Source organism: Stenotrophomonas sp. MMGLT7 (assembly GCF_021168555.1).
GTDB lineage: Bacteria > Pseudomonadota > Gammaproteobacteria > Xanthomonadales > Xanthomonadaceae > MMGLT7.
In genome coordinates, this window is record NZ_JAJOZS010000005.1 from 210,797 (window position 1) to 234,296 (window position 23,500).

Consider the following 23,500-nt stretch of genomic DNA (forward strand, 5'->3'; position numbering starts at 1 on the left):
ATGAACATCGTCCGCCGCCTGTCCGCCGCGCTGCTGCTGGCGGCGCTGCCGCTGGCCGCCAGCGCCGCCCACCCGTTCGACGGCCGCTACCGGGTGCAGCCCGAGCGCGTGGTCTGGAGCAACGGCCAGTTGCCGGCCGGCTTCAGCCTGACCCTCGACCTGGCCTTCGAAGGCGAGCGCATCCACTACCGCTCGGTCAACGACACCAACCCGCGCGATCCCAAGCGCAACGACTTCTACATCGAGCTGGACAACCGCCCGCACCCGCTGCCCGGCTATGCCCGCTACAACCAGATCCAGGGACGCCGGCTGAGCGCCAGCGAATACGAGGTACTGCACCTGCAGGACGGCGACGTGATCGTGGCCGAGTTCTGGCAGTTCCTGCCCGACGCCCGGCAGCTGGTGCGGCGCGGCGTGGGCAAGTCGCCGGAGGGCCGCTCCAAGGCATTCGAGGAGTACTTCCAGCGGATCGACTGAGCGCGCGCGCAGGCGCGATCCGCACGCCGGACCCGTAGGAGCGACTTCAGTCGCGATCGGGCTCTGCCGGTAAAGCCCGATCGCGACTGAAGTCGCTCCTACGGAAGAAGGCGAAGCGGGCAGCAGAAGGCGAAGCGGGAACCACGGGCCGGGGCCACGCCTCCGACGCCACGCAAGCAACCTGGGCGCGATCGTTCCCGGAACCTCAGAACCGGTTGTCGCCGTCCAGGATCCGCCCCAGCCCGCCCAGCACCGAGCCCTCGCCGCGGGCCTGCCCGCCGCCCTGCGGCGCGGCGGCGAACATGCGCCCGGCCAGCCGCGAGAACGGCAGCGACTGCAGCCACACGTGGCCCGGCCCGGTCAGGGTGGCCAGGAACACGCCCTCGCCGCCGAACAGCATGCTCTTGATGCCGGCCACCCGGCGCACGTCCATGTTCACGCTGGCGTGGTAGGCGACCACGCAGCCGGTATCGACGTCGAGGCGCTCGCCCGCGGCCAGTTCGCGCTCGACCAGGGTGCCGCCGGCGTGCACGAACACCCAGCCGTCGCCTTCGAGCTTCTGCATGATGAAGCCCTCGCCGCCGAACAGGCCGGTCATGATGTTGCGCTGGAAGGCGATGCCCAGCGACACCCCGCGTGCGCCGGCCAGGAAGCTGTCCTTCTGGCAGATCAGGCGACCGCCGTGGTCGGACAGCTTCAGCGCCAGCACCGTGCCCGGGTACGGCGCGGCGAAGGCGACCTTGGCCTTGCCCTGGCCGGTATGGGTGTAGACGGTGGTGAACATGCTCTCGCCGGTGACCACGCGCTTGCCGGCCGACAGCAGCTTGTCCAGCAGGCCGCCGCCGGCGCCGCTGTGGCTGCCGTCGCCGAAGATCGTGTCCATCTGCACGCTGGCGTCCTTGAACATCAGCGCGCCGGCCTCGGCCACCGCGCTCTCGCCCGGGTCCAGCTCCACTTCGACGAACTGCATGTCGTGGCCGACGATGCGGAAGTCGATCTCGTCGGCGCGCGCGCCGTACCCGCCCGCCGGCGGCGGGGGCGGCGGCATCGACGCCGCCGCGCCGCCGAGCTCGGCGATCTCGCCGATCGGCTTCCAGCCGCTCATGCCCTCGCGCCAGCCCAGCGCGCGAGGATTGAGCCGGGCGTACTCGCGCGCGTCCTGCTCGTCCAGCGGGCCGGTGCGGTCGGGCAGGCCGGGGATGTGGAAGTACCACTGGGTCATGGAAGCCACTCCTGCGTGATGGGGGAATGGAGTCTACGACGGGACGATGGCCGACGACGCGCATCGACGCAGGTGCCTGCGGGGATGGCGCAGCCGCCGCGACCGGGAAAACGGCGAGGTAATCGCGGTTTGCGTGTGCGGCAGGACAGGAGCGGGTGGCCTGGCCATGCCCGCTCCTGCCGCTGCGGTGCGGAGGTCAGAAGTCGTAGCGCGCGGTGAACCAGGTGGAACGCGGCGACTGGTAGGCTGGCAACCCGTAGGTCGCGTAGACGCTGCCATCGGAGTTCTCGTAATCCTCGTCGCGGTCCACTATCCCCTTGCGGTTGGCGACGTTGGTCATTTTCAGGTCCAGGCGGACCTTGCCGTGGCTGCCCAGGTCATAGGTGTAGCCGGCACTGAGATCCAGGCTCCAGTAGAACGGCAAACGCCCCTGCGAACCGCGCGTCGCCAGATCGCCGCCGCAGTAGAAGAAGTCGCCGGCGTAGCTGGTGAGCGTGCCGTCCGGCGAAGCCCCCAGGCAGCTGAGCGGGCGCCCGCTGCTCATCTGCACGCCGGCACCGAGCCGCAGGCCGTTGTCCCACTGGTAGTAGCCCAGCGCCTTCAGGCTGTGGCGGATGTCGGCCGAGAGATCGCCGGTGGCACCGACACCGAGCAGGGGGTAGTCGAATGCCGCATTGGACGACACGTTGCTGGTGCTCTTCTGGGTGACGTTCATCGCCCCGTCGTAGTTGCCGTACAGGTGCTGCCAGGTGTAGCTGACCTTGGCGTAGTAATGGTCGGAGAACGGATGCTCGAGGGTCAGGCCCAGTGCGTAGCGTTTGCGCTTGGCCTTGTCGATGCCGAGATAGCTGGAGGGGATGGTGATCCGCTCCAGGCTGCCGTCGCCATTCACGTCGCGCAGCAGCACCTGGTCCTCGCCGGGGTTGACCAGGATGCACGACACCGTCTCGCCGGAGTAGTCGCTGTAACCCAGCACGTCGCGGATGTAGGCATTGCGCGTGGTGGCATCGCAGGTGTCCTCGACGATGTTCTTAAGGTTGCGATAGCTCGCCGTGGCCTTGCCGAACCAGCCGTCCGCCGCATTGCCCATCCACGCCGGCGCGACGACGGAGAGGTCCTGCTCCAGGCTCAGCGCGTACTGGTCCTCGTACGAGGGTTTCAGGTTGTGGGACGCCACCAGCCGCGAGTCGGTGATGGTGCTGTTGTTGTTGTAGACGATGTCGCCGATCTGGCTGAGCCCGGTCGGGGTGGAGTCGCCGTCCATGCCGGTATAGCTGTAGTAGCCGTACCAGCTGGTGGTGGCCGTGCCGACGGTCTTGTTGATCGACAACGGCAGCGGCAGCGAGTAGCGGCCTGCGGAGAAACTCAGCTTGCGCGAGCCGTCGCCGGCCATGTCCCAGGACACGCCCAGGCGCGGCGCGTTCAGCGCCAGGTCGGCGAAGCTCGATCCGATCGAGGTGTAGTTCTGGTAGCTGTCGCGGCGCAGGCCCAGGTAGACCACGACATCGTCGGTCACGTGCCAGTTGTCGTCGATGTAGAAGCCGGTGCGCTTCGAGTCGAAGCTGCCGCCCGAGCTGTAGTAGTAGCGCCGCGCGTAGTGGTCCCCGGGAGTGAAGCCGGATACCCCGTTGACGATGCCGGTGGACGGAACGATGCGGTAGGTCCAGTAGTTGTTGTAGACCGACGCCGAGTGCACGAAGGTCTTGTAGGTCTCCGCGCCAAAGCCGATGTGGTGGTCGCCCAGGTCCCATTCGAAGTCCAGGCGTCCGCCCTTCTTGGTGTAGACGAAGTCGTCCGGCTTGGAGGCGCTGACGCCGTTGAGCGTGGTGTAGCTCGAGCTCGTGTCGTAGTACAGCACGTAGGGCTCGTCGTAGTAGTTGCCCGAATAGGCCAGGTCGCGCCGCATGTAGCCGGTCATCGCCTTCATGGTGAAGGCGTCGGTCACCTGCCACTGGTAGTTGGCGATGGCGGTCTTCACCACGTCCGTGGTGGCGTACGAGGCGTAGTAGTCGTAGCCGTCCGCATCGTCGTAGGACGTGTGCAGCTTGCTGTAGTCGGTAGCGCCGTTTGAGCGCGAACGGCTGTAGTAGGCGTTGAGCGTCTGCCGGTCGGTGATGTTCCAGGTGAGGTCGACGATGCCGCTCCTGGCGTCGTCGCTGTAGTCGTAGCGATAGGTCTTGCCCGTGGCGCGCGAATCGTACGGATAGGTGCGCGTACCTGCCACGTTGAAGAACAGGCGGTCCTTCAGCAGCGGGCCGGAGAGATAGACCGTCTGCGACAGCGTTCCATCGGTATGGTCTGCGTTGTTGTAGTCGTACCAGTTCCCGTCGGAGTCCCTGACGCTCGGGGCGTTGGGGTTGAGGCGGCCGGTGGCGGGCGTGTAGGTCAGCAGCGTGCCGCCATGGAGGTCGTTGGTGCCGGTGCGGGTGACGCTGCTGGTCACGCCACCCACGGCATTGCCGTACTTGGCCGGGAAGCCGTCGGAGATCACCTCGGTGGACGCGAGCGCCTCGTAGCTCGGCGCCGTGTAGCCCAGGCCGGTGTAGTCGTAGGTGATGTCGAAGCCGTTGATGTAGAACCGGTTCTCGGCAGGGGTGGCGCCGTTGAAGGCCGGCAGCGAGGTCCCGGTCGCGCTTTCGGAACGGACATTGGCGTTGGTCGCCGCCACCGCGCTGATGGAGCGCGACATCGGCAGGTTGTCGACGTCCTGGGTGAGCATCGCGGTCGAGGTGAACGGCGTGGTGACATCGATGGTGCTGGCACGTGCCGCAGTGACCTGCACGCCCTCCAGCGACGTGGCTCCCTCGCCGTCCAGGTTCAACGCGGTTGCCGAGCCGGCGGCCACCTGGACCTGCGCCACGGAAACGCTCTTGCCGTCGACCAGCAAGGTGACGTCGTAGACGCCGGGAGCGAGCCCGGAAAGCTGGAACCTTCCCTTGCTGACGGGGATCTCGCGGACGAAACCGGAGGCATTTCGCTCTATCCGGGCGGCCGTGTTCCCGCCTTGCGGAAGATGTTGCGCGTAACCGTTGATACCACCCGTCACCGTTTGCGCATCGACCTGGCCACAGGCCAGCAACACGGCTGCGGCCAACGCCGCAACCCTGGCATTGCATCTCGACATCTTGATTGATTCTCCGGACATGATGGCCTTGGCAGGGCGTTCTGCCTGCCGGCGGCCGGTTGACTGCGGGCCTCCTCCCTTAACGGAATATATACAGCGGCGGAAAGTTGTTTATGTCGCTGGAACAGGGGTTTTGCCCGTCGTCCGGCATGCAATGACAAGAGATGACATCCGCGTTGCGCCGCCGCTTCGCCGATCGGCCAAGCGGCGGCGTCACGGCCGTTTCAGCCGTGGCGAATCCCTGGGTTGGGGAGAGTGGCCCGGGGCGCTGCGCGGCAGCGGCCAGCCGGGGGGGCGGGGCCGGTCCGCAGCGGGACCAGGGCTCCGTTGCTCGCGGATCCGGCGGCCAGGCGCGCGCCTGCGCCGGGACGGCGAAGCCGGCTACAGCGCGCTGGCCGGCCTCACCTGCAGCGCCGCGGCCTCCGCCGCGCAGTCGCGCGACGGCTTCAGGCCGCCGGCGCGGGCGGCGGCGATCTCGCTGCGCGCCGCTTCCAGGTCGCGGCGGAACTCGGCGCTGCCGTGCAGCCTGGCCACCGCCGCGGCGCCCATGAAGCGGCCCTGCAGCACGTCGCTCTGCCAGTGCACGTTGCACACCAGCCGGCTTTCGCCGTAGTTGCGTCCTCGCGCCAGCAGCCGGTCGGCATTGGCCGGGTCGATCTCGCTCAGCACCAGCGCCCAGGCCCAGCCGATGGAGGTGTGGCCGGAAGGATAGGAGCCGTTGCCGCGCAGCCCGGCCTCGTCGTCCGGGGTGCAGGTGGGCTGGTGGTTGACCATGAACGGGCGCGGGCGCTGGTAGCGCTGCTTGGCGGTGCGGGTGGCGGCGCCGGCATCGGCGCGCACGCGCGACAGCAACTGGTACAGGTGCGGGGTCTGTGCGGGATCGATGTCGATGCCGAGTGCGCAGCTGAACTGCTGTGCGCCGGCGGGGAAGCCCAGTTCGGCATCGCGTGAGGCCTGTTGCCAGCGTGCGCTGCCGCGCAGCGCCAGGGCCTCGCGGTTGACCGTATCGTCCAGCGCGGCGGCGGCCGAGCCGGCCTGCGGCGGCGCCGGCACCAGCAGCAGGCTGTCCGGCACCGCGTCCGGCGGCAGATAGCCGGCGACGCGATGCCCCGGCGGCTCCGGTGCCGTCGGCGCGCGCGCGGCGGGCGCGCTGCAGCCGGCCAGAGCCAGCAGCAGCGCGGCCAGTACGGCGGGTCGGAATCGGGCGGACGGAAGGGTGGCGGCACGCGGCATTGCGTTGTCTCTGCATGGGTGGAGGCCGCACAGTGTAGGAGCCCGTTCGAGTTCCGGGTATCGGCGGGACATGCCGGTCCGGCGGTCGCCGCTCAGCTCGCTGCAGCCACCGTCCAGCTGTACCGGTCGCCGTCGCGCCGCACCCGGATGGCCCCGCCGAAGGCATGCGACAGCGTGGCGTCGCCGAGCAGATCGGCGGTGGGGCCGTCGGCGAGGATGCGGCCCTCGCGCATCAGGATCACCCGCCCGATCTCGGGCACGATCTCCTCGATGTGGTGGGTCACCAGCACCAGGGTGATGCCTTGCCGCGCCAGCGTGCGCATCGTCTCCAGCAGCGACTGCCGCGCGACGATGTCCAGTCCCGCGGAGGGCTCGTCCAGCAGCAGCGCCCGCGGCCGGTTGACCAGCGCGCGGGCGATCAGCACCCGCCGTGTCTGCCCGGCCGACAGTTCGGCATAGGCGCGTCCAAGCAGCGGCAGCGCGCCGGCCAGCTCCAGCGCCTCGCGGGCGCTCGCTCGCATGGTCGCGGTGACCTCGCGGTGCGGCGGCACCACGTAGCTGGCGAAGAAGCCGGAGATCACCGCGCTCTCCACGTCCAGCCCTGCCATGCCGGACAGGTTGAAGCTCAGGTCCGTGCTGACGATCCCCAGCTGCGAGCGCAGCCGCTCCACCTGCCAGCGGTCCTGTCCCATCACCTTGACCGGGCTTTCGCCCTCGCGCGCCAGCGGATGGAGCTCGCGGGTGATCAGCTTGATGAAGCTCGACTTGCCGCAGCCGTTGGGGCCGAGGATGGCAGTGTGCTGGCCCAGGTCGATGCGCAGGCTGAGCTCGTGCAGCACGCGGGCCTGGCCGCGGATCACGCTGGCGCGGTCCAGTTCGATCAGCGGGGCGGCGGGGGACGATGTGGCGGACGACGGGGGCATGGACGGAGCCGGGCGGACGGGGTGGACCGCCTGAACACCATACGGCGGCGGTGGGTGAAGTTTGCCCTTTCAGCCCTCATCATGTCCCTTCATATCACCCGCCGCCTGGAGCCGCAGCCATGTCCGATTCGATCCTCGACTTCCTCGGCGCAGGCCTGGCCGGGCTGGGCTGGTGGGGCATGCTGGCGGTGCTGCTGGTGTTCACCCAGATCACCATCTTCGCCGTGACCCTGTACCTGCACCGCAGCCAGACCCACCGCGGCGTGGACTTCCACCCCGTGGTCGCGCACTTCTTTCGCTTCTGGGTGTGGCTGACCACCTCCATGATCACCAAGGAGTGGGTGGCGATCCATCGCAAGCACCACGCCAAGGTCGAGACCGAGGAGGACCCGCACAGCCCGCAGGTCAAGGGCATCGGCAACGTGTTCTGGCGCGGCGTGGAGCTGTACCGCGAGGCGCGCGCGCAGCGCGAGGACATCGAGCAGTACGGCCGCGGTGCGCCCGACGACTGGATCGAGCGCCGCCTGTACACCCCGCACGCCAACCTCGGCCCGGTGACGCTGCTGGCGATCAACTTCGTGCTGTTCGGCATCCCCGGCATCGCGCTGTGGGCGATCCAGATGGCGTGGATCCCGTTCTGGGCCGCCGGCGTGGTCAACGGCCTCGGCCACTGGTGGGGCTACCGCAACTTCGAGTCGGCCGACACCTCCACCAACCTGACGCCGTGGGCGGTGTGGATCGGCGGCGAGGAGCTGCACAACAACCACCACGCCTTCCCCAGCTCGGCGCGCTTCTCGATGCGGCGCTGGGAGTTCGACATCGGCTGGGTAGCGATCCGCGGCCTGCAGAAGCTGGGCCTGGCCAAGGTGCTGCGGGTGGCGCCGACGCTGGACATCCGTCCCAACATCGCCGTGCCCGATGCCGACACCCTCAAGGCGCTGCTGTCGCACCGCTTCCAGGCCATGACCGACTACCAGCGCAACGTCATCAAGCCGGCGCTGCGCGAGGAAGCGGCCGCCGCCGGCGCCAGGCTGCGCCAGCTGCTGCCGCGGCGCATGCGTCGCGGCCTGGTCGACGATGGTCGCTGGCTCAAGCCCGAGGCACGCGAGCAGCTGCAGGCGTGGGTGTCGCAGCGGCCGCGCATCCGCACCGTGGTCGAGCACCGCGCGCGGCTGTCGGCACTGCTGGAGGCACGCTCGCACGATGCCGCCGAGCGGCTCAAGCAGCTGCAGGCCTGGTGCCACGAGGCCGAGGCCAGCGGCATCGCCGCGCTGCAGGCCTACGCCGCACGCCTGAAGGGCTACGCGCTGGCGCATTGATGCCGGCGTCGCGGCCTGCCGCCATCCAGGTGCCCGGACGCCGCCTCGTGCGGCGTCTGTGCGTCTGCGTGGTGGCGATCGCGCTGCCCGCTGGAGCCCCGGCGCAGGTGACCGGCGGCAACGAGTACCTGCAGCGCATGGACCGCGACGGCGACGGCCGCGTCGGCCTGGAAGAATACCTGGCCTGGATGAGCTACGGCTTCGACCAGCGCGACCGCAACGGCGATGGCGTGCTCGACGGCGACGAGCTGCTCGGCGGCCGCGGCCAGCCGGTCACCCGTCTGCAGCATCGCGCCGCCCTGGCCGAGCGCTTCCATCGCCAGGACGCCGACGGCGACGGCTACCTGAGCGCCCGCGAACTGCTGGCGCCGCCGCGCTGAGATGCGGCGTCTCTCCACTCCCTTCTCCCGCGTGCGGGGGAAGGTGGCGCGCAGCGCCGGATGAGGGCGCTCTGGCTGTTGCTTTCCCATGCTCCAGGCACCCCCATCCGCCATTACGCGCCGCTCCTGCGGCACGCCCTTCGGGCCGGCTTCGCCGTTCGCTTCGGCATCCTGCCTTCGCAGTCGGGCACCTTCCCCCGCAAGCGGGGGGAAGGGAAGCCTGGCCAGGCCCGCCCCCGAATCGCCGACGTCCTAGAATCCCCCCATGCCCGAACTGCCCGAAGTCGAGACCACCCGCCGCGGCCTGGAACCGCACCTGCTCGGCCGCCGCATCCACGGCGTGATCCTGCGCCGCCCGGACCTGCGCTGGCCGATCCCGGCGGAGGTCGAGCGCGAGCTGCCCGGCCAGCGCATCGCCGCCGTGCGCCGCCGCGCCAAGTACCTGCTGGTCGATACCGAGGCCTCCGGCAGCGCGCTGCTGCACCTGGGCATGTCCGGCAGCCTGCGGGTGCTGCCCGGCGACACCCCGCTGCGCGCGCACGACCACGTCGACATCTGCCTGGACAACGGCCGCGTGCTGCGCTTCAACGACCCGCGCCGCTTCGGCTGCCTGCTGTGGCAGCCGGCCGGGCAGGTGCACGAACTGCTGCGCGAACTCGGCCCGGAGCCGCTGTCGGAGGCGTTCGACGGCGACTACCTGTACCGGCTCAGCCGCGGCCGCAGCGCGCCGGTCAAGAGCTTTTTGATGGACCAGCGCACGGTGGTCGGGGTGGGCAACATCTATGCCGCCGAAAGCCTGTTCCAGGCCGGCATCGGCCCGCGGCGCGAAGCCGGCGAGGTCTCGCGCCAGCGCTACCGGCGGCTGGCCGACGCGGTCAAGGCGATCCTCGGCCACGCCATCGCCCGCGGCGGCACCACCCTGCGCGACTTCATCAGCCCGGACGGGGCGCCCGGCTACTTCGAGCAGGAACTGCTGGTCTACGGCCGCGAAGGCCAGGCCTGCAAGCGCTGCGGCCGCCCGCTGCGCCACGCCAGCATCGGCCAGCGCGCCACGGTGTGGTGCGCCTCGTGCCAGCGCTGAGCGGCCGCGGCGGGCCGAAACGCCGCCGGCGGGCGTATTCATGTTGTAGCCATCGCCTTCGCCGGCGACTGTCTATGATGAATGCTCCTTCGACGACGCCACCGCGCCCATGCAACGACGACGATTCCTGAAGAATGCCGCCGCCGCTATCTCCGCCCTTGGGCTGCCGGCCATACCGCAGTGGGCCCTGGCCGCCGACAAGGCGGTGGGCCTGCGCCGCCTGGGCGAGCCGCACCCGTTCGACTACGCCTGGCTCAAGGGCCAGGCGCGCGCGCTGGCCGCCGCGCCGTACAAGACCCACAAGCGGGTGCTGCCGGCGCCGGTGGAAGCGCTGGACTGGGACCAGTACCAGTCCATCCGCTACCGCCAGGACCATGCGCTGTGGGCCGATGGCGATGCGAAGTTCCAGGCCAAGTTCTTCCACCTGGGCCTGTACTTCCACTCGCCGGTGCACATGTACGACGTGGTCGACGGCCAGGCGCAGGAGCTGGCCTACGACCCGGCCGCGTTCGACTACGGCAGCAGCGGCCTGAAGGGCAAGCCGCTGCCGGCCGACCTGGGCTTCGCCGGCTTCCGCCTCAACACCCGCGCCGACACCGAGCGCGACTTCGCCGCGTTCCTCGGCGCCAGCTACTTCCGCGCGGTCGGCAAGGAAGGCCAGTACGGCCAGTCCGCGCGCGGGCTGGCGATCGACACCGGCACCGGCGGGCCGGAGGAATTCCCCGACTTCATCGCCTACTACCTCGAACAGCCCGCGCCCGGCTCGGACACCGTGGTGGTCCATGCCCTGCTCGACTCGCCCAGCGTGGCCGGCGCCTACCGCTTCGCCATCACCAACGGCGACGTGCTGCTGATGGACATCGACAGTGCGCTGTACCCGCGCGAGACCATCGAGCGGCTGGGCATCGCCCCGTGCACCAGCATGTTCCAGTATGGCGAGAACGACCGCCGCATGGCCTGGGACTGGCGCCCGGAGATCCACGACACCGACGGCCTGCAACTGTGGACCGGCGGCGGCGAATGGATCTGGCGGCCGCTGGCAAACCCGACGCACCTGCGCTTCAACATGTTCATGGACGACAACCCGCGCGGTTTCGGCCTGCTGCAGCGCGACCGCGACTTCAACCACTACCAGGACGACGGCGTCTTCTACGAGAAGCGCCCGTGCCTGTGGGTGGAGCCCAAGGACGGCTGGGGCAGGGGCTCGGTGCAGCTGGTGGAGATCCCCACCGTGGACGAGACCTTCGACAACATCGTCGCGTTCTGGAACCCGGAGCAGAAGCCGCAGCCGGGCGAGGAACTGCTGTACGGCTACCGCCTGTACTGGGGCGCGCAGCCACCGGCGTCCTCGCCGCTGGCGCACTGCGTGGCCACCCGCACCGGGCTGGGCGGGGTGGTGGGACAGAAGCGCAAGCATTTCTCCTGGCGCTTCGCCGTGGACTTCGAGGGCGGCGAGCTGGCGGCGCTGGCGCAGGCCAACGACCTGACGGTGGAGGCGGTGCTGCAGCTCTCGCGCGGCGGCACCGAGATCGTCTCGGCGCGCCCGCTGCACCAGATCAAGGGCTACCGCGCCATGTTCGACGTGGTGCCGCCGGACGAGTCCACCGAGCAGATCGACATCCGCCTGTTCCTGCGCCGCGCCGGCAAGCCGCTGACCGAGACCTGGCTGTACCAGTGGAACCCGCCGCCGCCGGCCGAGCGCACGCTGTACTGAGTACCGGCCGTAACCGCAGGAGCGTCGTAGGAGCGGTCGCCCCGGCCGCCCCCCGGGTGACATTGCCCGGATGCTGCCCGCGGATCTCAAGGTATCCACGGGCCGGCACGCGCCATCAGGCCGGGACGGGCAGTTCCTGGCCGGCCTCGACGCGCTGGGCCTTGGTGGGAATGCGCAGCGCGAAGCGGGTGCCGTCGCTGCCGGAGGTGATCTGCAGCTCGCCATGGTGGGCGCGGGCGATCTCCGCGGCCATGTGCAGGCCCAGGTCCATGCCCGGCTGCGGGTGCCCGCCGGTATGGGGGAGCATGGACACCCTGAGCGTGGCCAGCTGCCTGTCGGCGATGCCGTCCAGGTTGTGCACCAGCAGGTCCAGGTAGCCGCCGCCGCTGGTGGCCGACACCTTGATCAGCGACTCGGGCCGGCCGTGGACGATGGCGTTGATCATCAGGCTGCCCAGCAGCTGCGCCATGCGCACCGCATCGCAGTGCACCGGCTCGTCGATGGCCACGTGCGCGGACAGCACCTGCGCCGCGTAGGCGGCGCGGGTCTCGGCCACCACCTGCAGCAATGCCTCCTGCAGCTCGCCGCTGTTGCCGTAGTCGAGCGCGATCCAGCCGAAATCGCCGCCACGGGCGAAATCCAGCGCGAAGTCGATCAGTTCTTCCATGCGCAGCAGGCTGCGCTGCATCGAGCGCAGTGCCACCGCGTTGCGCTGGTTGAGCTGGTCCAGCACCAGCATGTCCACCAGTGCGCGCATCGACAGCAGCGGATTGCGCAGGTCGTGCCCGAGGATGCCGATCAGTTCCTCGCGCAGGCGCGCCGAGGCGCTGGCCTTGCCCAGCTCGGAACGGGCCGCGCGCGACTGCAGCTCGCTGCGTTCTGCGCGCGCCTCGGTCTGCAGCTGCGCGCCGACCAGCTGGGCCAGCAGCTCGATCTTCTCCACCAGCAGCGGCGACATCGGCCGCGGCTCCGGATCCAGCGCGCACAGCGTGCCGAACACGCTGCCGTCCTCCTGCAGGATCGGCACCGACACGTAGCTTTCGAAGCCGAAGTGGCGCGTGATCGGATGGTCGCGGAAGCGGGGATCGGCCGAAGCCTGGGCGAAGAAGATCGGCTGCCGGTTGCGGCAGATGCTGTCGCAGAAGGTCAGGCGCAGCTCGAGCTGGCTGCCCGGCTCCAGGCCCAGGCCGTCGCCGCCGTGCACCTGGCAGGCGATCCAGTGCTGGTCGGTGACCCGCGCCACTGCGGCGAAGCGCATGCCGGTCAGCTGCGCGACGATGCGCAGGACCTCGGGGATGGAGTCGAGGCGGCCGGCCCGCTCGACGTCGGCCTGCAGTTCGGGAGGCAGCGTAGCCATGCGTGTTCGATTCGTGGAAATGCGGCCAGTGTATGCCCTTGCGCGCAGAGCGACGGTGACGATCTGCCGGCGCGACCGGCAGCTGAGCCGCGCCAGCTGCCGGCCGCCGCGCCGGCCTACAGCGGCAGCGATTCCTGCACCGGCTCGATGCGGCCCTCGCCGCGCATGATCTTCTTGAACTCGGCGCGGCTGACCGAGATGTAGCGCTCGTTGCCGCCGATCTCCACCTGCGGCCCGGCCTGCACCGCGTGGCCGTGCTCGTCCACGCGCACGGTCATCGTCGCCTTGCTGCCGCTGTGGCAGATGGTCTTGATCTCGTCGATCTCGTCGGCCCAGGCCAGCAGGTACTGGCTGCCCTCGAACAGCTCGCCGCGGAAGTCGGTGCGCAGGCCGTAGCACAGCACCGGCACGCGCAGCTGGTCGACCACTTCCGACAGCTGCCACACCTGCGCACGGGTGAGGAACTGCGCCTCGTCCACCAGTACGCAGTCGAGCTTGCCGCGGTCGCGGATGTCGTCCTTCACCAGCCGCTCCAGGTCGGTGCCGTGCTCGAAGGCCACGCCCTCGGCACGCAGGCCGATGCGCGAGGCGACCACGCCGGAGCCGGCGCGGTGGTCCAGGCGCGGGGTCAGGATCAGCGTGCGCATGCCGCGCTCGCGGTAGTTGTGCGCCGATTGCAGCAGCGTGGTGGTCTTTCCGGCGTTCATCGCCGAGTAGTAGAAGTAGAGCTTGGCCATGGGGGAATTCTAATGGGCCAGGCCCTTCCTTAGAGCCTAGCTTGCCCGGCTGGGGCTTTCGCGGTGAAGTCCCGGCCGAGCCCCGGAAAAGGGATGCAAGCACAAGCTTGGCTCTCTAGCCCCGTGAAGCCCCGGCCGGGCACGCTCGGCTCTACGTCCCAGGCGATCGCCAGTACAATGCGCGGCCCATGCACGGTCTCAATCCCCCCCAGCGCGCCGCGGTCCTGCACTGCGAAGGTCCCCTGTTGGTGCTCGCCGGCGCCGGCAGCGGCAAGACCCGCGTCATCGTCGAGAAGATCGCGCACCTGATCGCCACCGGCCGCTACCCGGCCCGGCGTATCGCCGCTATCACCTTCACCAACAAGTCGGCCAAGGAAATGCGCGAGCGCGTGGCCAAGCGCATCAAGGGCGATGCCGCCGACGGGCTGACCATCTGCACCTTCCATGCGCTGGGGCTGAAGTTCCTGCAGATCGAGCACGAGGCGGCCGGCCTCAAGCGCGGCTTCTCGATCTTCGACGCCGACGACGCGGCCGCGCAGATCAAGGACCTGATGCACGGCGCCAAGCCTGACGCGGTGGACGACGTGAAGAACCTGGTGTCGCGCGCCAAGAACGCCGGGCTGTCGCCGGCGCAGGCGCTGGCCGCCGCGCGCGGCAACCGCGAGAAGGAGGCCGCCGGCGTCTACGAGCGCTACCAGGCGCGCCTGTCCACCTTCAACGCGGTGGATTTCGACGACCTGATCCGGCTGCCGGTGCAGATCCTGGAGGACAACCCGGACATCGCCCTGGGCTGGCGCGAGCGCATCGGCTACCTGCTGGTGGACGAGTGCCAGGACACCAACGATGCCCAGTACCGGCTGCTGAAGATCCTCGCCGGCGAGCGCGGCAACTTCACCTGCGTGGGCGACGACGACCAGAGCATCTACGCCTGGCGCGGCGCCAATCCGGAGAACCTGCTGCAGATGGGGCGGGACTACCCGAGGCTGGAAGTGATCAAGCTGGAGCAGAACTACCGCTGCTCCAACCGCGTGCTGCGCGCGGCCAACGCGCTGATCGCCAACAACCCGCACGAGCACCTGAAGAAGCTGTGGAGCGAGCAGGCCGACGGCGAGCGCATCCGCGTGTGGGAATGCCGCGACAGCGACCACGAGGCCGAGAAGGTCGCCGCCGAGATCTCCTACATCGCCACCGCCAGGCAGGCGCCGTGGAGCGACTTCTGCATCCTGTTCCGCGGCAACTTCCAGTCGCGTCCGCTGGAGAAGGCGATGCAGCTGCTGCGCATCCCCTACCACCTGACCGGCGGCACCGCGTTCCTGGAGCGGCAGGAAGTCAAGGACACGCTGGCGTGGCTGCGGCTGATCGTCAATCCCGACGACGACGCGGCGTTCCTGCGCGCGGTGCAGTCGCCCAAGCGCGAGGTCGGCGCCGCCTCGCTGGCCAAGCTGGCCGAACTCGCATCGGCCAAGCACGTGCCGATGTCGCGCGCGGCCGAGTCGATGGGCGCGCTCAAGCTGCTGCCGCCGCGCGCGGCCAACGGCCTGTCGGCGTTCACCGATGCCCTGCACGACCTGCGCCACCACGCCGCGCAGCTGCCGGCCGGCGAACTGGTGCGGCGGCTGGCCGAGAAGTCCGGCCTGCTCCCCGAACTGCGCAACCAGAGCAAGGACGAGGTCTCGTTCCAGCGCCGCCGCGCCAACCTGGAGGAGCTGGCCGAGTGGTTCGAGGGCGGCCCGCGCGGCGCCAGCGCCGGCGACCTGGCCGCGCAGCTGGCGTTGCTCTCGCGCAACGACAAGGACGACGGCGGCAACCAGGTGCGGATGATGACCCTGCACGCCTCCAAGGGCCTGGAGTTCCGCTACGTGTTCATCGTCGGCTGCGAGGACGGCACGCTGCCGCACGAGGTCAGCCTGGACGAGGGCAACCTGGCCGAGGAGCGGCGCCTGCTGTACGTGGGCATCACCCGCGCCAAGGAGCAGCTGTGGCTGAGCCACAGCAAGCTCACCCGCAAGTTCGGCGAGCAGATCCGGCTCAAGCCCAGCCGCTTCTTCGACGAGCTGCCGGCCGAGGAGCTGCAGCGCGACGGCGCCGACCCGGTGGCCGACGCGCAGCGCAAGCAGGAGCGCGCCAAGGCCGGGCTGGCGGCGATCCAGGCGCTGTTCGACCCGTAGGCCGGGCCCGTGCGGCCGGACCCGCAATCCTTCGCCCGGGCAGGCGCGGCGCACCCGGGCAGGCGCGGTGCTCCCGGGTGCACCGCGCCTGCCCAGGCGGCGCGCTGTCCGACCGACCCGCGGCCACTTGCCAGCGGGTGCCGACGCGGCCACGCTGCACGGCAGTTTCCCCACCCGCATTGGCCGATGACCCTGGTCACCGAAACCCCGCGCCTGCGTCTGCGCCTGCTCGATGCCGAGCGCGATCTGGCCGCGATGCTGGAACTGCAAAACGATCCGGCCTTCCTCGAGGGCATCGGCGACCACGGCGTGCGCACACTGGAACAGGAAGCGGCATTCCTGCGCCGGTGGGGTGGCTTTCGCTACGCGCAGTACGGCTTCGGCCACTACGCGATCGAGGATCGGCAGGGCGCATTCCTCGGCACCGCCGGATTGATCCAGCGCGACGACCTGCCGGCGCCGGACATCGGCTACGCGCTGCTGTCGGCACACCAGGGCCGCGGCTATGCCGAGGAAGCGGCCCGCGGCGTCATGGCCCATGCGCGCGACGTGCTGAAGCTGCCGCGCCTGCTCGGCATCGCCTCGCCGCACAACACCCGTTCGATCCGGCTGCTGGAGAAGCTCGGCCTGCGCTGCCAGGGCGAGTACGTCATGCTCGAGGGCAAGCCGGATGCGTTGTACGCGATCGATTTCGGCGACGCACAGGCAGGCGAGGATCGTTAGGGCGCTTCCGGTCCAAGTGTCGCCAGCTCCTTCCCCCGCATGCGGGAGAAGGGAACAGCGCTCGCTCATCCGTAATCGCCGCGGAACTTCCTTCTCCCGTTCACGGGAGAAGGTGGCGCGCAGCGCCGGATGAGGGCGCTTCTGCGGTGGCTCTCCCATGCTGCAGGCAGCCCCTATCCGCCCTTCGGGCACCTTCCCCCGCACGCGGGAGAAGGGAACAGCGCTCGCTCATCCGGAATCGCCGCGGAACCTCCCTTCTCCCGTTCACGGGAGAAGGTGGCGCGCAGCGCCGGATGAGGATGCTTTTGCTGCGGCTTTCCCATGCCCCGACCAGCCCCCATCCGCCCTTCGGGCACCTTCCCCCGCACGCGGGAGAAGGGAACAGCGCTCGCTCATCCGGAATCGCCGCGGAACCTCCCTTCTCCCGTTCACGGGAGAAGGTGGCGCGCAGCGCCGGATGAGGGCGCTTCTGCGGTGGCTTTCCCATGCTCCAGACAGCCCTCATCCGCCCTTCGGGCACCTTCCCCCGCAAGCGGGAGAAGGGAACAGCGCTCGCTCATCCGGAGTCGCCGCAGGACCTCCCTTCTCCCGTTCACGGGAGAAGGGGGCGCGCAGCGCCGGATGAGGGCGCTTCTGCGGTGGCTTTCCCATGCTGCAGGCAGCCCCCATCCGCCCTTCGGGCACCTTCCCCCGCACGCGGGAGAAGGGAGGTTGCCTGTTCCTGCTTCAGGGTGAACAGACAGGTGAAGGCGGGAACCCTATGCCGGTGCCTTGAGGGAGGGACCGTGAGATTCCATTGCTCATCGTGCAAGTCGCGGGGTCCCCGCCTGCGTGGGGACGACGGATTACCGGGCGCCGCGCCACTTCGACGGGCAGGTGATCGGCCGCGCATTGCCCCGGACAGTCGCGACAACGAATCGTTCCCTCGGCAACGGCGGCGTTTCCACAAAAAGAGACGGCGCCCGCAGGCGCCGTCCTTCGCGAATCGTCAGATCGACGCGATCACTTGCCGCCGCTCACCGAGGCGTGGATCGTGTCCAGCACCTGCCGCAGCTGCTTGACGTCGACCTGGCCGGGCGCGGAGGGCACGCCGATCATGCCGAAGGTCATGTCGCTGCCGAACACCTCGCCGGACAGGCGCGAGATCGCACCCAGGCCGCCCATGGACATGGTCAGCTGCGGCTTGAGCGAGTACTTGGCGCGCACCTGCTCGGTGGCGTCGAGCAGCCGGAGCACGTCGGCCGGGTTGTGCGGCATCACCGCGATCTTGAGCACGTCCGCGCCCAGCGCGTCCTGCTTGCGCAGGCGGGCGACGATCTCCTCGGTGGCCGGGGTGGCCTGGAAATCGTGGCTGGACATGACGATGCGGGTGCCGGCCTTGTGCGCGGCGGCCACAACCTGCTCGACCACCTTCTGCTCGCGGAACATCTCCACGTCCAGCAGGTCGATGAAGTCGGCCTTGATCAGCGCCAGGTACAGCTTGCCGTAGTCGGCGTCGCTGATGGGCTTGGCGCCGCCCTCGGCCTTGGTGCGGAAGGTGAGGATCATCGGCTTGCCCTTGGCGGCCTGGGCGACCTGCTTGCCCAGCGCGGCGACCTTGGCCGGGTCGGTGGCGAAGTCCAGGTAGTCGATGCGGAACTCGATCAGGTCGGCATCGGGGTTGGCGCCGATCACGCGGGCCTGCTCCAGCACCTGCTGCGGGTTGGCGCCGGTGGTCGGGACGATGGTCTTGGGCGCGCCCTGGCCGATGACGGTGTTGCGGATGGTGAACGGCTGCGCGTGGCGCACGTTCACTGCGGCGGCGCCGGCGCTGGTGGGCGCGGCGGCCAGGGCATCGGTGGTGCCGGCGGCCAGCATCGGGCCGGCGAGGAATGCGGAGATGGCGAGCATCAGGATGCGGTTGTTCATGGCAATGACCTTGAGTCTAGGCAATTGGAGCGGCGGCAGCGAACCCGCCGCCGCTCGAGGGGGGGATGCGGCGGTCAGAAGGTGATCTTGGCCTGCAGGCCGAGCGCCAGCACGTTGTCGGTATTCTTGTAGCGGAACGTGCCCGGGTTGGTGATGTACTGCACGTCCGGACGCAGCGACAGCCACGGCTTGACCTGGAAGGTGTAGGCCACCTCCCACAGCTCCTCGGCCTGGTTGAGCTCCCAGTCCGGGTCGCTGATCAGGCCCATCGCCTGCAGCTGCAACTGCTGCTCCAGCAGGTGGCGGTTGATCGAGGCGCGCACGTAGCCCACCGCCACGCGGTCCTGCGGACGGCTGTGGAAGATCCCCTGGTAGACGAAGCCGGCGGAGAACCAGCGGTTCATCACCGCGGTCTGCTGCGACTGCGCGGTGTACTGCGCGAACAGGCTCAGGCCGCCGTCGACCGCGTTGTTGGTGATCTTCTGGTCGGTCATGATGTAGCCGCCCTCGCGATGGTCCGCGATCAGCGCGTTGCGGTTGCCGACCATCCTCGCGTCCGAGGTGTCGTAGTAGTAGCCGATCTTGTAGTGGCCGGGGAAGTTGCCCTTGTTGGCGGTGCCCGGCGCCCATTCGAACTCGATCGGGTACAGGTGGCCGGTGGTGCCGTGCTCGTGCAGGCTCCAGCGGTTGGCCTCCAGGTTGTAGTTGGTGTTGACCAGCACCATGCCGGTGCGCAGCGTCGTCTCCGGCGTGGGATGGATGGTGACGTGGGTGGCCCAGCGCGGCCGCGGCCAGTTGGTCCAGCCGGCGCTGGTGGACAGCGAGATCGGGTGTGCGCACAGCGCGGCGTTGACGAAGTTGGTCATGATCTGGTTGATGCCGAAATCATTGCCCATCACGTAGAAGCCGGCCTTCCAGTTGAGCTTCTTGTCGAAGAAGTTCTGGTCGTAGCTCAGTTCGGTCAGGCGGGTGAACTGGTCGCTGTAGATCTCCTGGATCGGCATGTAGTCGTTGCCGGCCAGGTCCTGCGAGGTGCCGCGGCCGCGGCGGTCGTTGATGGTCAGGTGGAAGCGGGCGTCGCCCCAGAAGCTGGTGAGCTTGCCCATGTCCAGGTCCACGCCGACCTGGGTCTGGAAGGCGTTGCGCGCGCTGTGGTCGATGCCGCCGTCCACCACGCCCATGGCCTCGGTGATGAAGCCGCCGCGGAAGGAAATGCCGTTGGCGGCCCACTCGCTGCGCTTGCCGTTCCAGTCGCCGGTCATGGTCTTGCCGGTGTACAGGTCCGGTACCGCCGCCGCCGCCGCGGCGGACGCCAGCGCGACACTCCCGCCCGCGGCCGCCCCGGCCGGGGCGCCGGCCTCTTCGGCCAACGCCGTCCACGACGGGCCCGCCAGGGCGCAGGCCACCAGCAGCGGCAGCGCCGCGCGGCGGGGATGTCTGTGATTGATCGTGTTCATGTACTGCCTCGTCTTCAGTTGATCGTCGTCGTTGTCGTGTTGCCGTAGGCGGCCATCGACGGCCGCCCGCATCGTTCGGGTCCGACCCGGCCGGCCGCGACGGGCGGCTTGCCGGCCATGCGCATGGCATCCGGGCCGTCGTGGACCGGAAAGCCAGCCGGGGGAGAGGTGCGCAACGCCGGGGGAGCGGCGCTGCGCGGGAGCGCGCGGGTGTCCTCGTCACACCCGCACGTCCCTGGGACTTACTTGCGCAGCGCCAGCGGCTTGCTCAGCGGCGAGGTGGCGCCGTCGACCGTGGTCACCGTCGCGGTGACGTTGGCGATCCCGGCGGCGTCCTGGCCGGCCAGCTCGTAGCTGAAGCTGGCTTTGCCCTGGGCGTCGACCGGCACGCTGACGTAGCCGAGGTAGCGCTCGGCCTCGTCCTGCTCGGGCCGGCTGTTGGCGAACAGCTCGACGCGGTAGAGCGTGCCCGGCTGGCCGTCGAAGCGTCCGTCCACCTGCACGCCCTTGCCGCTGCGGCGCGCCGCGGTCAGCACCGGCGCGGGCTGGCCGTAGTTCGGGGTCTGCTCGCAATCGGCGCTGTCGCCGTCCAGCGCGCAGATCTTCTCCAGCTTGCTCGGATCGCTCTCGATGCCGCCGCCACGGTTGCCGATGTACTTGCCGTGCTCCAGCCCGGGCACGTTGAACACGATCGCGCCCTTCTGCTCGGGCAGGCAGGCGCCGCCGGCGAAGCAGCGGAGGATGTCCTTGCCGTTGTCGACCATCACGTTGCCGGTGATGGTGTTGATGGACGGGCCGAGCACGCGGTTCTTGCCGTAGGTGCCGTCGGGGCCGGGCAGCGCTTCCGGGCGCACCGACACCGCCACGCGGTTGCCGCGCATGATGTTGCCCGAGACGATGTTGCCGGTGCCGCTGAGGGTGACCGCCGAGGAGATCCCGGTGAAGGTGTTGCCGGAGATGAAGTTGCGGTTGCCCCAGTTCAGCTGCACGCCGTCGGACATGTTCTCGAAGTGGTTGTGCACGATCGTGTTGTCGTTGCCCCACAGGATCTCCAGGCCCTGCGACGGCTCCTTGTTGTTCTTGTCGCTGCTGGTGATGTAGTTGTCGGCGATCAGGTTGAACGCCGAGCCGCGCGTGGCCTCCATCGCGTCGCCGTTGTCGATGAACACGTTGCGCAGGATCTTGTTGTGCACCGTGGTGGTCGCGGTGGAGTTGCCCTGGCCGTCGTCGCCGGTGAGCATGATGCCGGCGCCGCCGATGTTGTGGACCAGGCGGTTTTCGTGGATCAGGCTGCCGCTGGCGCGGTTGAGCAGGATGCCGATGCAGAAGTTGCGCACCTCGATGCCGTGCAGTTCCACGCCATTGGTGTCGCGCAGGATCAGGCCGGGCAGCGTGGTGGTGCGCACGTTGGTGCCGAAGGTGCCGGGAACGGCGCCGGGGCACGATTCCGGGTCGGTGCCGCCAATGTACTCGGAGCCGTCGATCACCACGTAGGTGCCGTTGCGGTTGTAGTCGACGTTGTCGATCACCACCGGTCCCTTGATCGGCGGCAGTTCGCTCTTGGTCTTGATCACGTACGGGCCCTTGCCGATCGCCGACAGCTCGATGCGGTACTTGCCCGGGGCGGCGTTGTTCTGTTCCAGCGCCCAGCGGAAGGTGCCCTGGCTGCCGTCGTCGGCGTAGCTGGTGACCTTCAGTACCTGGCTCGGCTGCGGACGCGGCTGCGCCATGCCGGCGACGGCCGGATCATGGCCGGCGTTCTGGGCGAGGGCGGGCGTGGCCATCAGCGCCAGGGCCAGCAGGGAATAGGAAGTCGTGGTGCTCATCTTGCATTTCCTTGTGTTGACGTTCTCGTCGTAATCGAATGACGGGGCAGAGGCGGCTCAGCGGTCGTGCCTGTCCCACAGGATCTTGGTGCCGAAGCCCAGCCGGTTGTCGGTGAGCTTGAGCTGCAGCAACTGGATCTCCCATACCGGTGCGGACATGCCGCGGGCCTGCGGGAAGCGCTGGTAGTACATCGCCAGCGCCGCTTCGCGTTCGCTCTCGTCCTCGAGGACGCGGGCCGGGCCGTAGAACTGCAGCCCGCGCACCTCGGAGATCTCCAGCGGCTGGCCGGTGATGGTACCGGCGGCGTAGCGATTGGCCAGCAGCATCTCGCTGTGGCGGGTGTCGCGGCTGCCCAGCAGCACGAAGCGGTTGCTTCCGGCGTCGAAGGCGAAGAAGGCGTTGGCGGCCCACGGCACGTCGCCGAAGCACACCGCCAGCGACAACACGTGGTGTTCGAGCAGGAAGTCGGCGATGGGGTCGGGCAGCGGTTTCATGGAAGTTCCGGAAGGGGTCGGGGTGGACATCTGGGTTCAGCCGAAGACCCGGACCCAGAGTGCCGAGATCGGCATGGCGAACAGCAGCGCCGGCAGCATGTTGGCGACCGGGAAGACCTTGATGCCGCAGATGCGGAAGCCGGTTGCTAGCATCAGCAGGCCGCCCACCGCGGAGAAGTCGGCCTGCATCGCCGGCGTGGTCAGCGGCAGGATCAGCACCGCGCCGAAGGCCAGCGCCAGCTGGATGGCCAGCTGCGGCACGGCGATGGTGGCCACCGCGTAGCCGAGCGTGGTGGCGAAGATCGCCGCAGTGAAGAAGTCCAGGAACGACTTGGCGATCAGCACCGAGGAGTCGCCGGTCATGCCCTCGTGCATGGAGCCGAAGATGCCGGTGCCGCTGGCGCAGAACAGCACGATGATGGCGACGAACTTCTCCAGGAATTCCTCCTGGGTGATGCCGGTCTTGGGCGCGGGCAGGATCTTCTCCACGCCGTTCCTGGCGAAGTTGCCGAGCTTGCCGATGCCCTTCTCCAGGTAGATCATCTCGCCGACCAGCGCGCCGAGGATGCCCGAGAGCACCATCACCGGCATGTGCGCGGCCTTGTTGATGAGGATGACCGACATCGCCATAGAGGCGGCGCCGAAGGTGAGCGGCATGGCGCTGCGCAGCCGCTCGGGCATGCGCTTGGCCAGCATCGCGCCGCCGATGGCGCCGAAGAGAACGGCGGCACCGTTGATATAGGGTCCGATGATCATGGGGCTTCCCCTTCTTGGGTGATGGCGGGCAGGGTCTCGCCCCACCGCGGCAGAGTCTTGGAATCGAAGCCGAGCAGGCCGATGGCCCGGGCGGCGCTATGGGTGACGATCTGGTCGATCGATTGCGGGCCGGCGTACAGCGCCGGGACCGGCGGGAACACGATCGCCCCGTATTCGGTGGCGGCGGCCATGTTGCGGATATGGCCCAGGTGCAGCGGTGTCTCGCGCACCATCAGCACCAGCTTGCGGCGCTCCTTGAGCACCACGTCGGCGGCGCGGGTGAGCAGGTTGTCGGTGATGCCGTTGGCGATGGCGGCCAGCGAGTGCATCGAGCACGGCGCCACGATCATGCCGGCGGTCTGGAACGAGCCGCTGGAGATCGCCGCGCCCACCGCGCCGGTGGGATAGAACACGTCGGCCATCGCGATCACCTCGTCGCGGCTGAGCTGGGTCTCCTGCTCGCGGGTCAGGCCGGCGGCCTTGGACATCACCAGGTGGGTCTCGGCCCCCAGCTCCCGAAGGAGCTGGAGTGCCTTGACGCCATACTGGAAGCCGGTGGCACCGCTGATACCGACGATCACCCTCGGTCTTTGCATGGCG

General features: G+C 69.2%; 19 protein-coding genes. 7 read left to right on the forward strand and 12 right to left on the reverse strand.

Translation table 11 applies throughout. The features are described 5' to 3' along the window. Complete coding sequence (locus tag LRX76_RS09050) at positions 1-477, forward strand: hypothetical protein (RefSeq protein WP_231804274.1); 477 nt, start codon at positions 1-3, stop codon at positions 475-477. 205 nt (positions 478-682) lie between these two features. Here the strand turns inward: LRX76_RS09050 and LRX76_RS09055 are convergent, their stop codons facing one another. The 4 genes from LRX76_RS09055 to LRX76_RS09070 form a co-directional block, all read right to left on the reverse strand. Next, positions 683-1,699, reverse strand: coding sequence for a TIGR00266 family protein (locus tag LRX76_RS09055; protein ID WP_231804276.1), 1,017 nt, complete (start codon positions 1,697-1,699; stop codon positions 683-685). Positions 1,700-1,895: 196 nt separating this feature from the next. Continuing rightward, on the reverse strand, positions 1,896-4,586 hold the full coding sequence (locus tag LRX76_RS09060) for a hypothetical protein (RefSeq protein WP_231804278.1): 2,691 nt from the start codon (positions 4,584-4,586) through the stop codon (positions 1,896-1,898). A 618-nt stretch (positions 4,587-5,204) separates the two neighbouring features. Next, a complete protein-coding gene (locus LRX76_RS09065) occupies positions 5,205-6,056 on the reverse strand; it encodes a phosphatase PAP2 family protein (protein ID WP_231804280.1) in 852 nt (283 codons plus the stop codon). Between the two features lie 92 nt (positions 6,057-6,148). Next, positions 6,149-6,979 (reverse strand): ATP-binding cassette domain-containing protein, encoded by an 831-nt coding sequence (locus LRX76_RS09070; RefSeq protein WP_231804282.1) that lies wholly within the window; start codon positions 6,977-6,979, stop codon positions 6,149-6,151. A 119-nt stretch (positions 6,980-7,098) separates the two neighbouring features. On the opposite strand from LRX76_RS09070, the gene LRX76_RS09075 reads away from it, so the two are divergent. From LRX76_RS09075 to LRX76_RS09090, 4 genes are all read left to right on the forward strand, one after another. After that, positions 7,099-8,298, forward strand: coding sequence for a fatty acid desaturase (locus LRX76_RS09075; protein ID WP_231804284.1), 1,200 nt, complete (start codon positions 7,099-7,101; stop codon positions 8,296-8,298). Positions 8,299-8,435: 137 nt separating this feature from the next. Next, a complete protein-coding gene (locus LRX76_RS09080) occupies positions 8,436-8,678 on the forward strand; it encodes a calcium-dependent protein kinase 21 (protein ID WP_331716767.1) in 243 nt (80 codons plus the stop codon). A 265-nt stretch (positions 8,679-8,943) separates the two neighbouring features. Then, positions 8,944-9,759 carry a bifunctional DNA-formamidopyrimidine glycosylase/DNA-(apurinic or apyrimidinic site) lyase gene (gene mutM, locus LRX76_RS09085; protein WP_231804286.1) on the forward strand — a complete coding sequence of 272 codons (816 nt, stop codon included), beginning with the start codon at positions 8,944-8,946 and terminating at the stop codon, positions 9,757-9,759. Positions 9,760-9,868: 109 nt separating this feature from the next. Then, complete coding sequence (locus LRX76_RS09090) at positions 9,869-11,473, forward strand: glucan biosynthesis protein D (RefSeq protein ID WP_231804288.1); 1,605 nt, start codon at positions 9,869-9,871, stop codon at positions 11,471-11,473. Positions 11,474-11,588: 115 nt separating this feature from the next. Here LRX76_RS09090 and LRX76_RS09095 read toward each other — a convergent pair whose 3' ends face one another. Together LRX76_RS09095 and LRX76_RS09100 are read right to left on the reverse strand one after the other, a co-directional pair. Beyond that, a complete protein-coding gene (locus LRX76_RS09095) occupies positions 11,589-12,830 on the reverse strand; it encodes a GAF domain-containing sensor histidine kinase (protein WP_231804290.1) in 1,242 nt (413 codons plus the stop codon). Positions 12,831-12,946: 116 nt separating this feature from the next. After that, a complete protein-coding gene (locus tag LRX76_RS09100; protein ID WP_231804292.1) occupies positions 12,947-13,567 on the reverse strand; it encodes a thymidine kinase in 621 nt (206 codons plus the stop codon). A 188-nt stretch (positions 13,568-13,755) separates the two neighbouring features. Here LRX76_RS09100 and LRX76_RS09105 point away from each other — a divergent pair, with 188 nt between their 5' ends. Both LRX76_RS09105 and LRX76_RS09110 read left to right on the forward strand, forming a co-directional pair. Next, positions 13,756-15,735 carry a UvrD-helicase domain-containing protein gene (locus tag LRX76_RS09105; protein ID WP_231804294.1) on the forward strand — a complete coding sequence of 660 codons (1,980 nt, stop codon included), beginning with the start codon at positions 13,756-13,758 and terminating at the stop codon, positions 15,733-15,735. Between the two features lie 186 nt (positions 15,736-15,921). Beyond that, positions 15,922-16,458: a GNAT family N-acetyltransferase gene (locus tag LRX76_RS09110; RefSeq protein ID WP_231804296.1), complete on the forward strand. Its 537-nt coding sequence runs from the start codon at positions 15,922-15,924 to the stop codon at positions 16,456-16,458. A 1,002-nt stretch (positions 16,459-17,460) separates the two neighbouring features. On the opposite strand, the gene aroD is transcribed toward LRX76_RS09110, so the two are convergent. The 6 genes from aroD to LRX76_RS09140 all read right to left on the reverse strand — a co-directional run bounded on the left by aroD (position 17,461) and on the right by LRX76_RS09140 (position 23,496). Beyond that, a complete protein-coding gene (gene aroD / locus LRX76_RS09115; protein WP_231804298.1) occupies positions 17,461-18,366 on the reverse strand; it encodes a type I 3-dehydroquinate dehydratase in 906 nt (301 codons plus the stop codon). A gap of 74 nt (positions 18,367-18,440) precedes the next feature. Then, positions 18,441-19,823: a carbohydrate porin gene (locus LRX76_RS09120; RefSeq protein ID WP_231804300.1), complete on the reverse strand. Its 1,383-nt coding sequence runs from the start codon at positions 19,821-19,823 to the stop codon at positions 18,441-18,443. A 242-nt stretch (positions 19,824-20,065) separates the two neighbouring features. Next, on the reverse strand, positions 20,066-21,649 hold the full coding sequence (locus tag LRX76_RS09125) for a right-handed parallel beta-helix repeat-containing protein (RefSeq protein WP_231804302.1): 1,584 nt from the start codon (positions 21,647-21,649) through the stop codon (positions 20,066-20,068). A 57-nt stretch (positions 21,650-21,706) separates the two neighbouring features. Then, on the reverse strand, positions 21,707-22,144 hold the full coding sequence (locus tag LRX76_RS09130) for a pyridoxamine 5'-phosphate oxidase family protein (protein ID WP_231804304.1): 438 nt from the start codon (positions 22,142-22,144) through the stop codon (positions 21,707-21,709). A gap of 36 nt (positions 22,145-22,180) precedes the next feature. Continuing rightward, complete coding sequence (locus LRX76_RS09135; protein ID WP_231804306.1) at positions 22,181-22,900, reverse strand: DUF554 domain-containing protein; 720 nt, start codon at positions 22,898-22,900, stop codon at positions 22,181-22,183. After that, positions 22,897-23,496 (reverse strand): UbiX family flavin prenyltransferase, encoded by a 600-nt coding sequence (locus LRX76_RS09140; protein WP_231804308.1) that lies wholly within the window; start codon positions 23,494-23,496, stop codon positions 22,897-22,899. Before LRX76_RS09140 ends, LRX76_RS09135 begins: the two co-directional genes overlap by 4 nt. Positions 23,497-23,500: the final 4 nt, after the last annotated feature.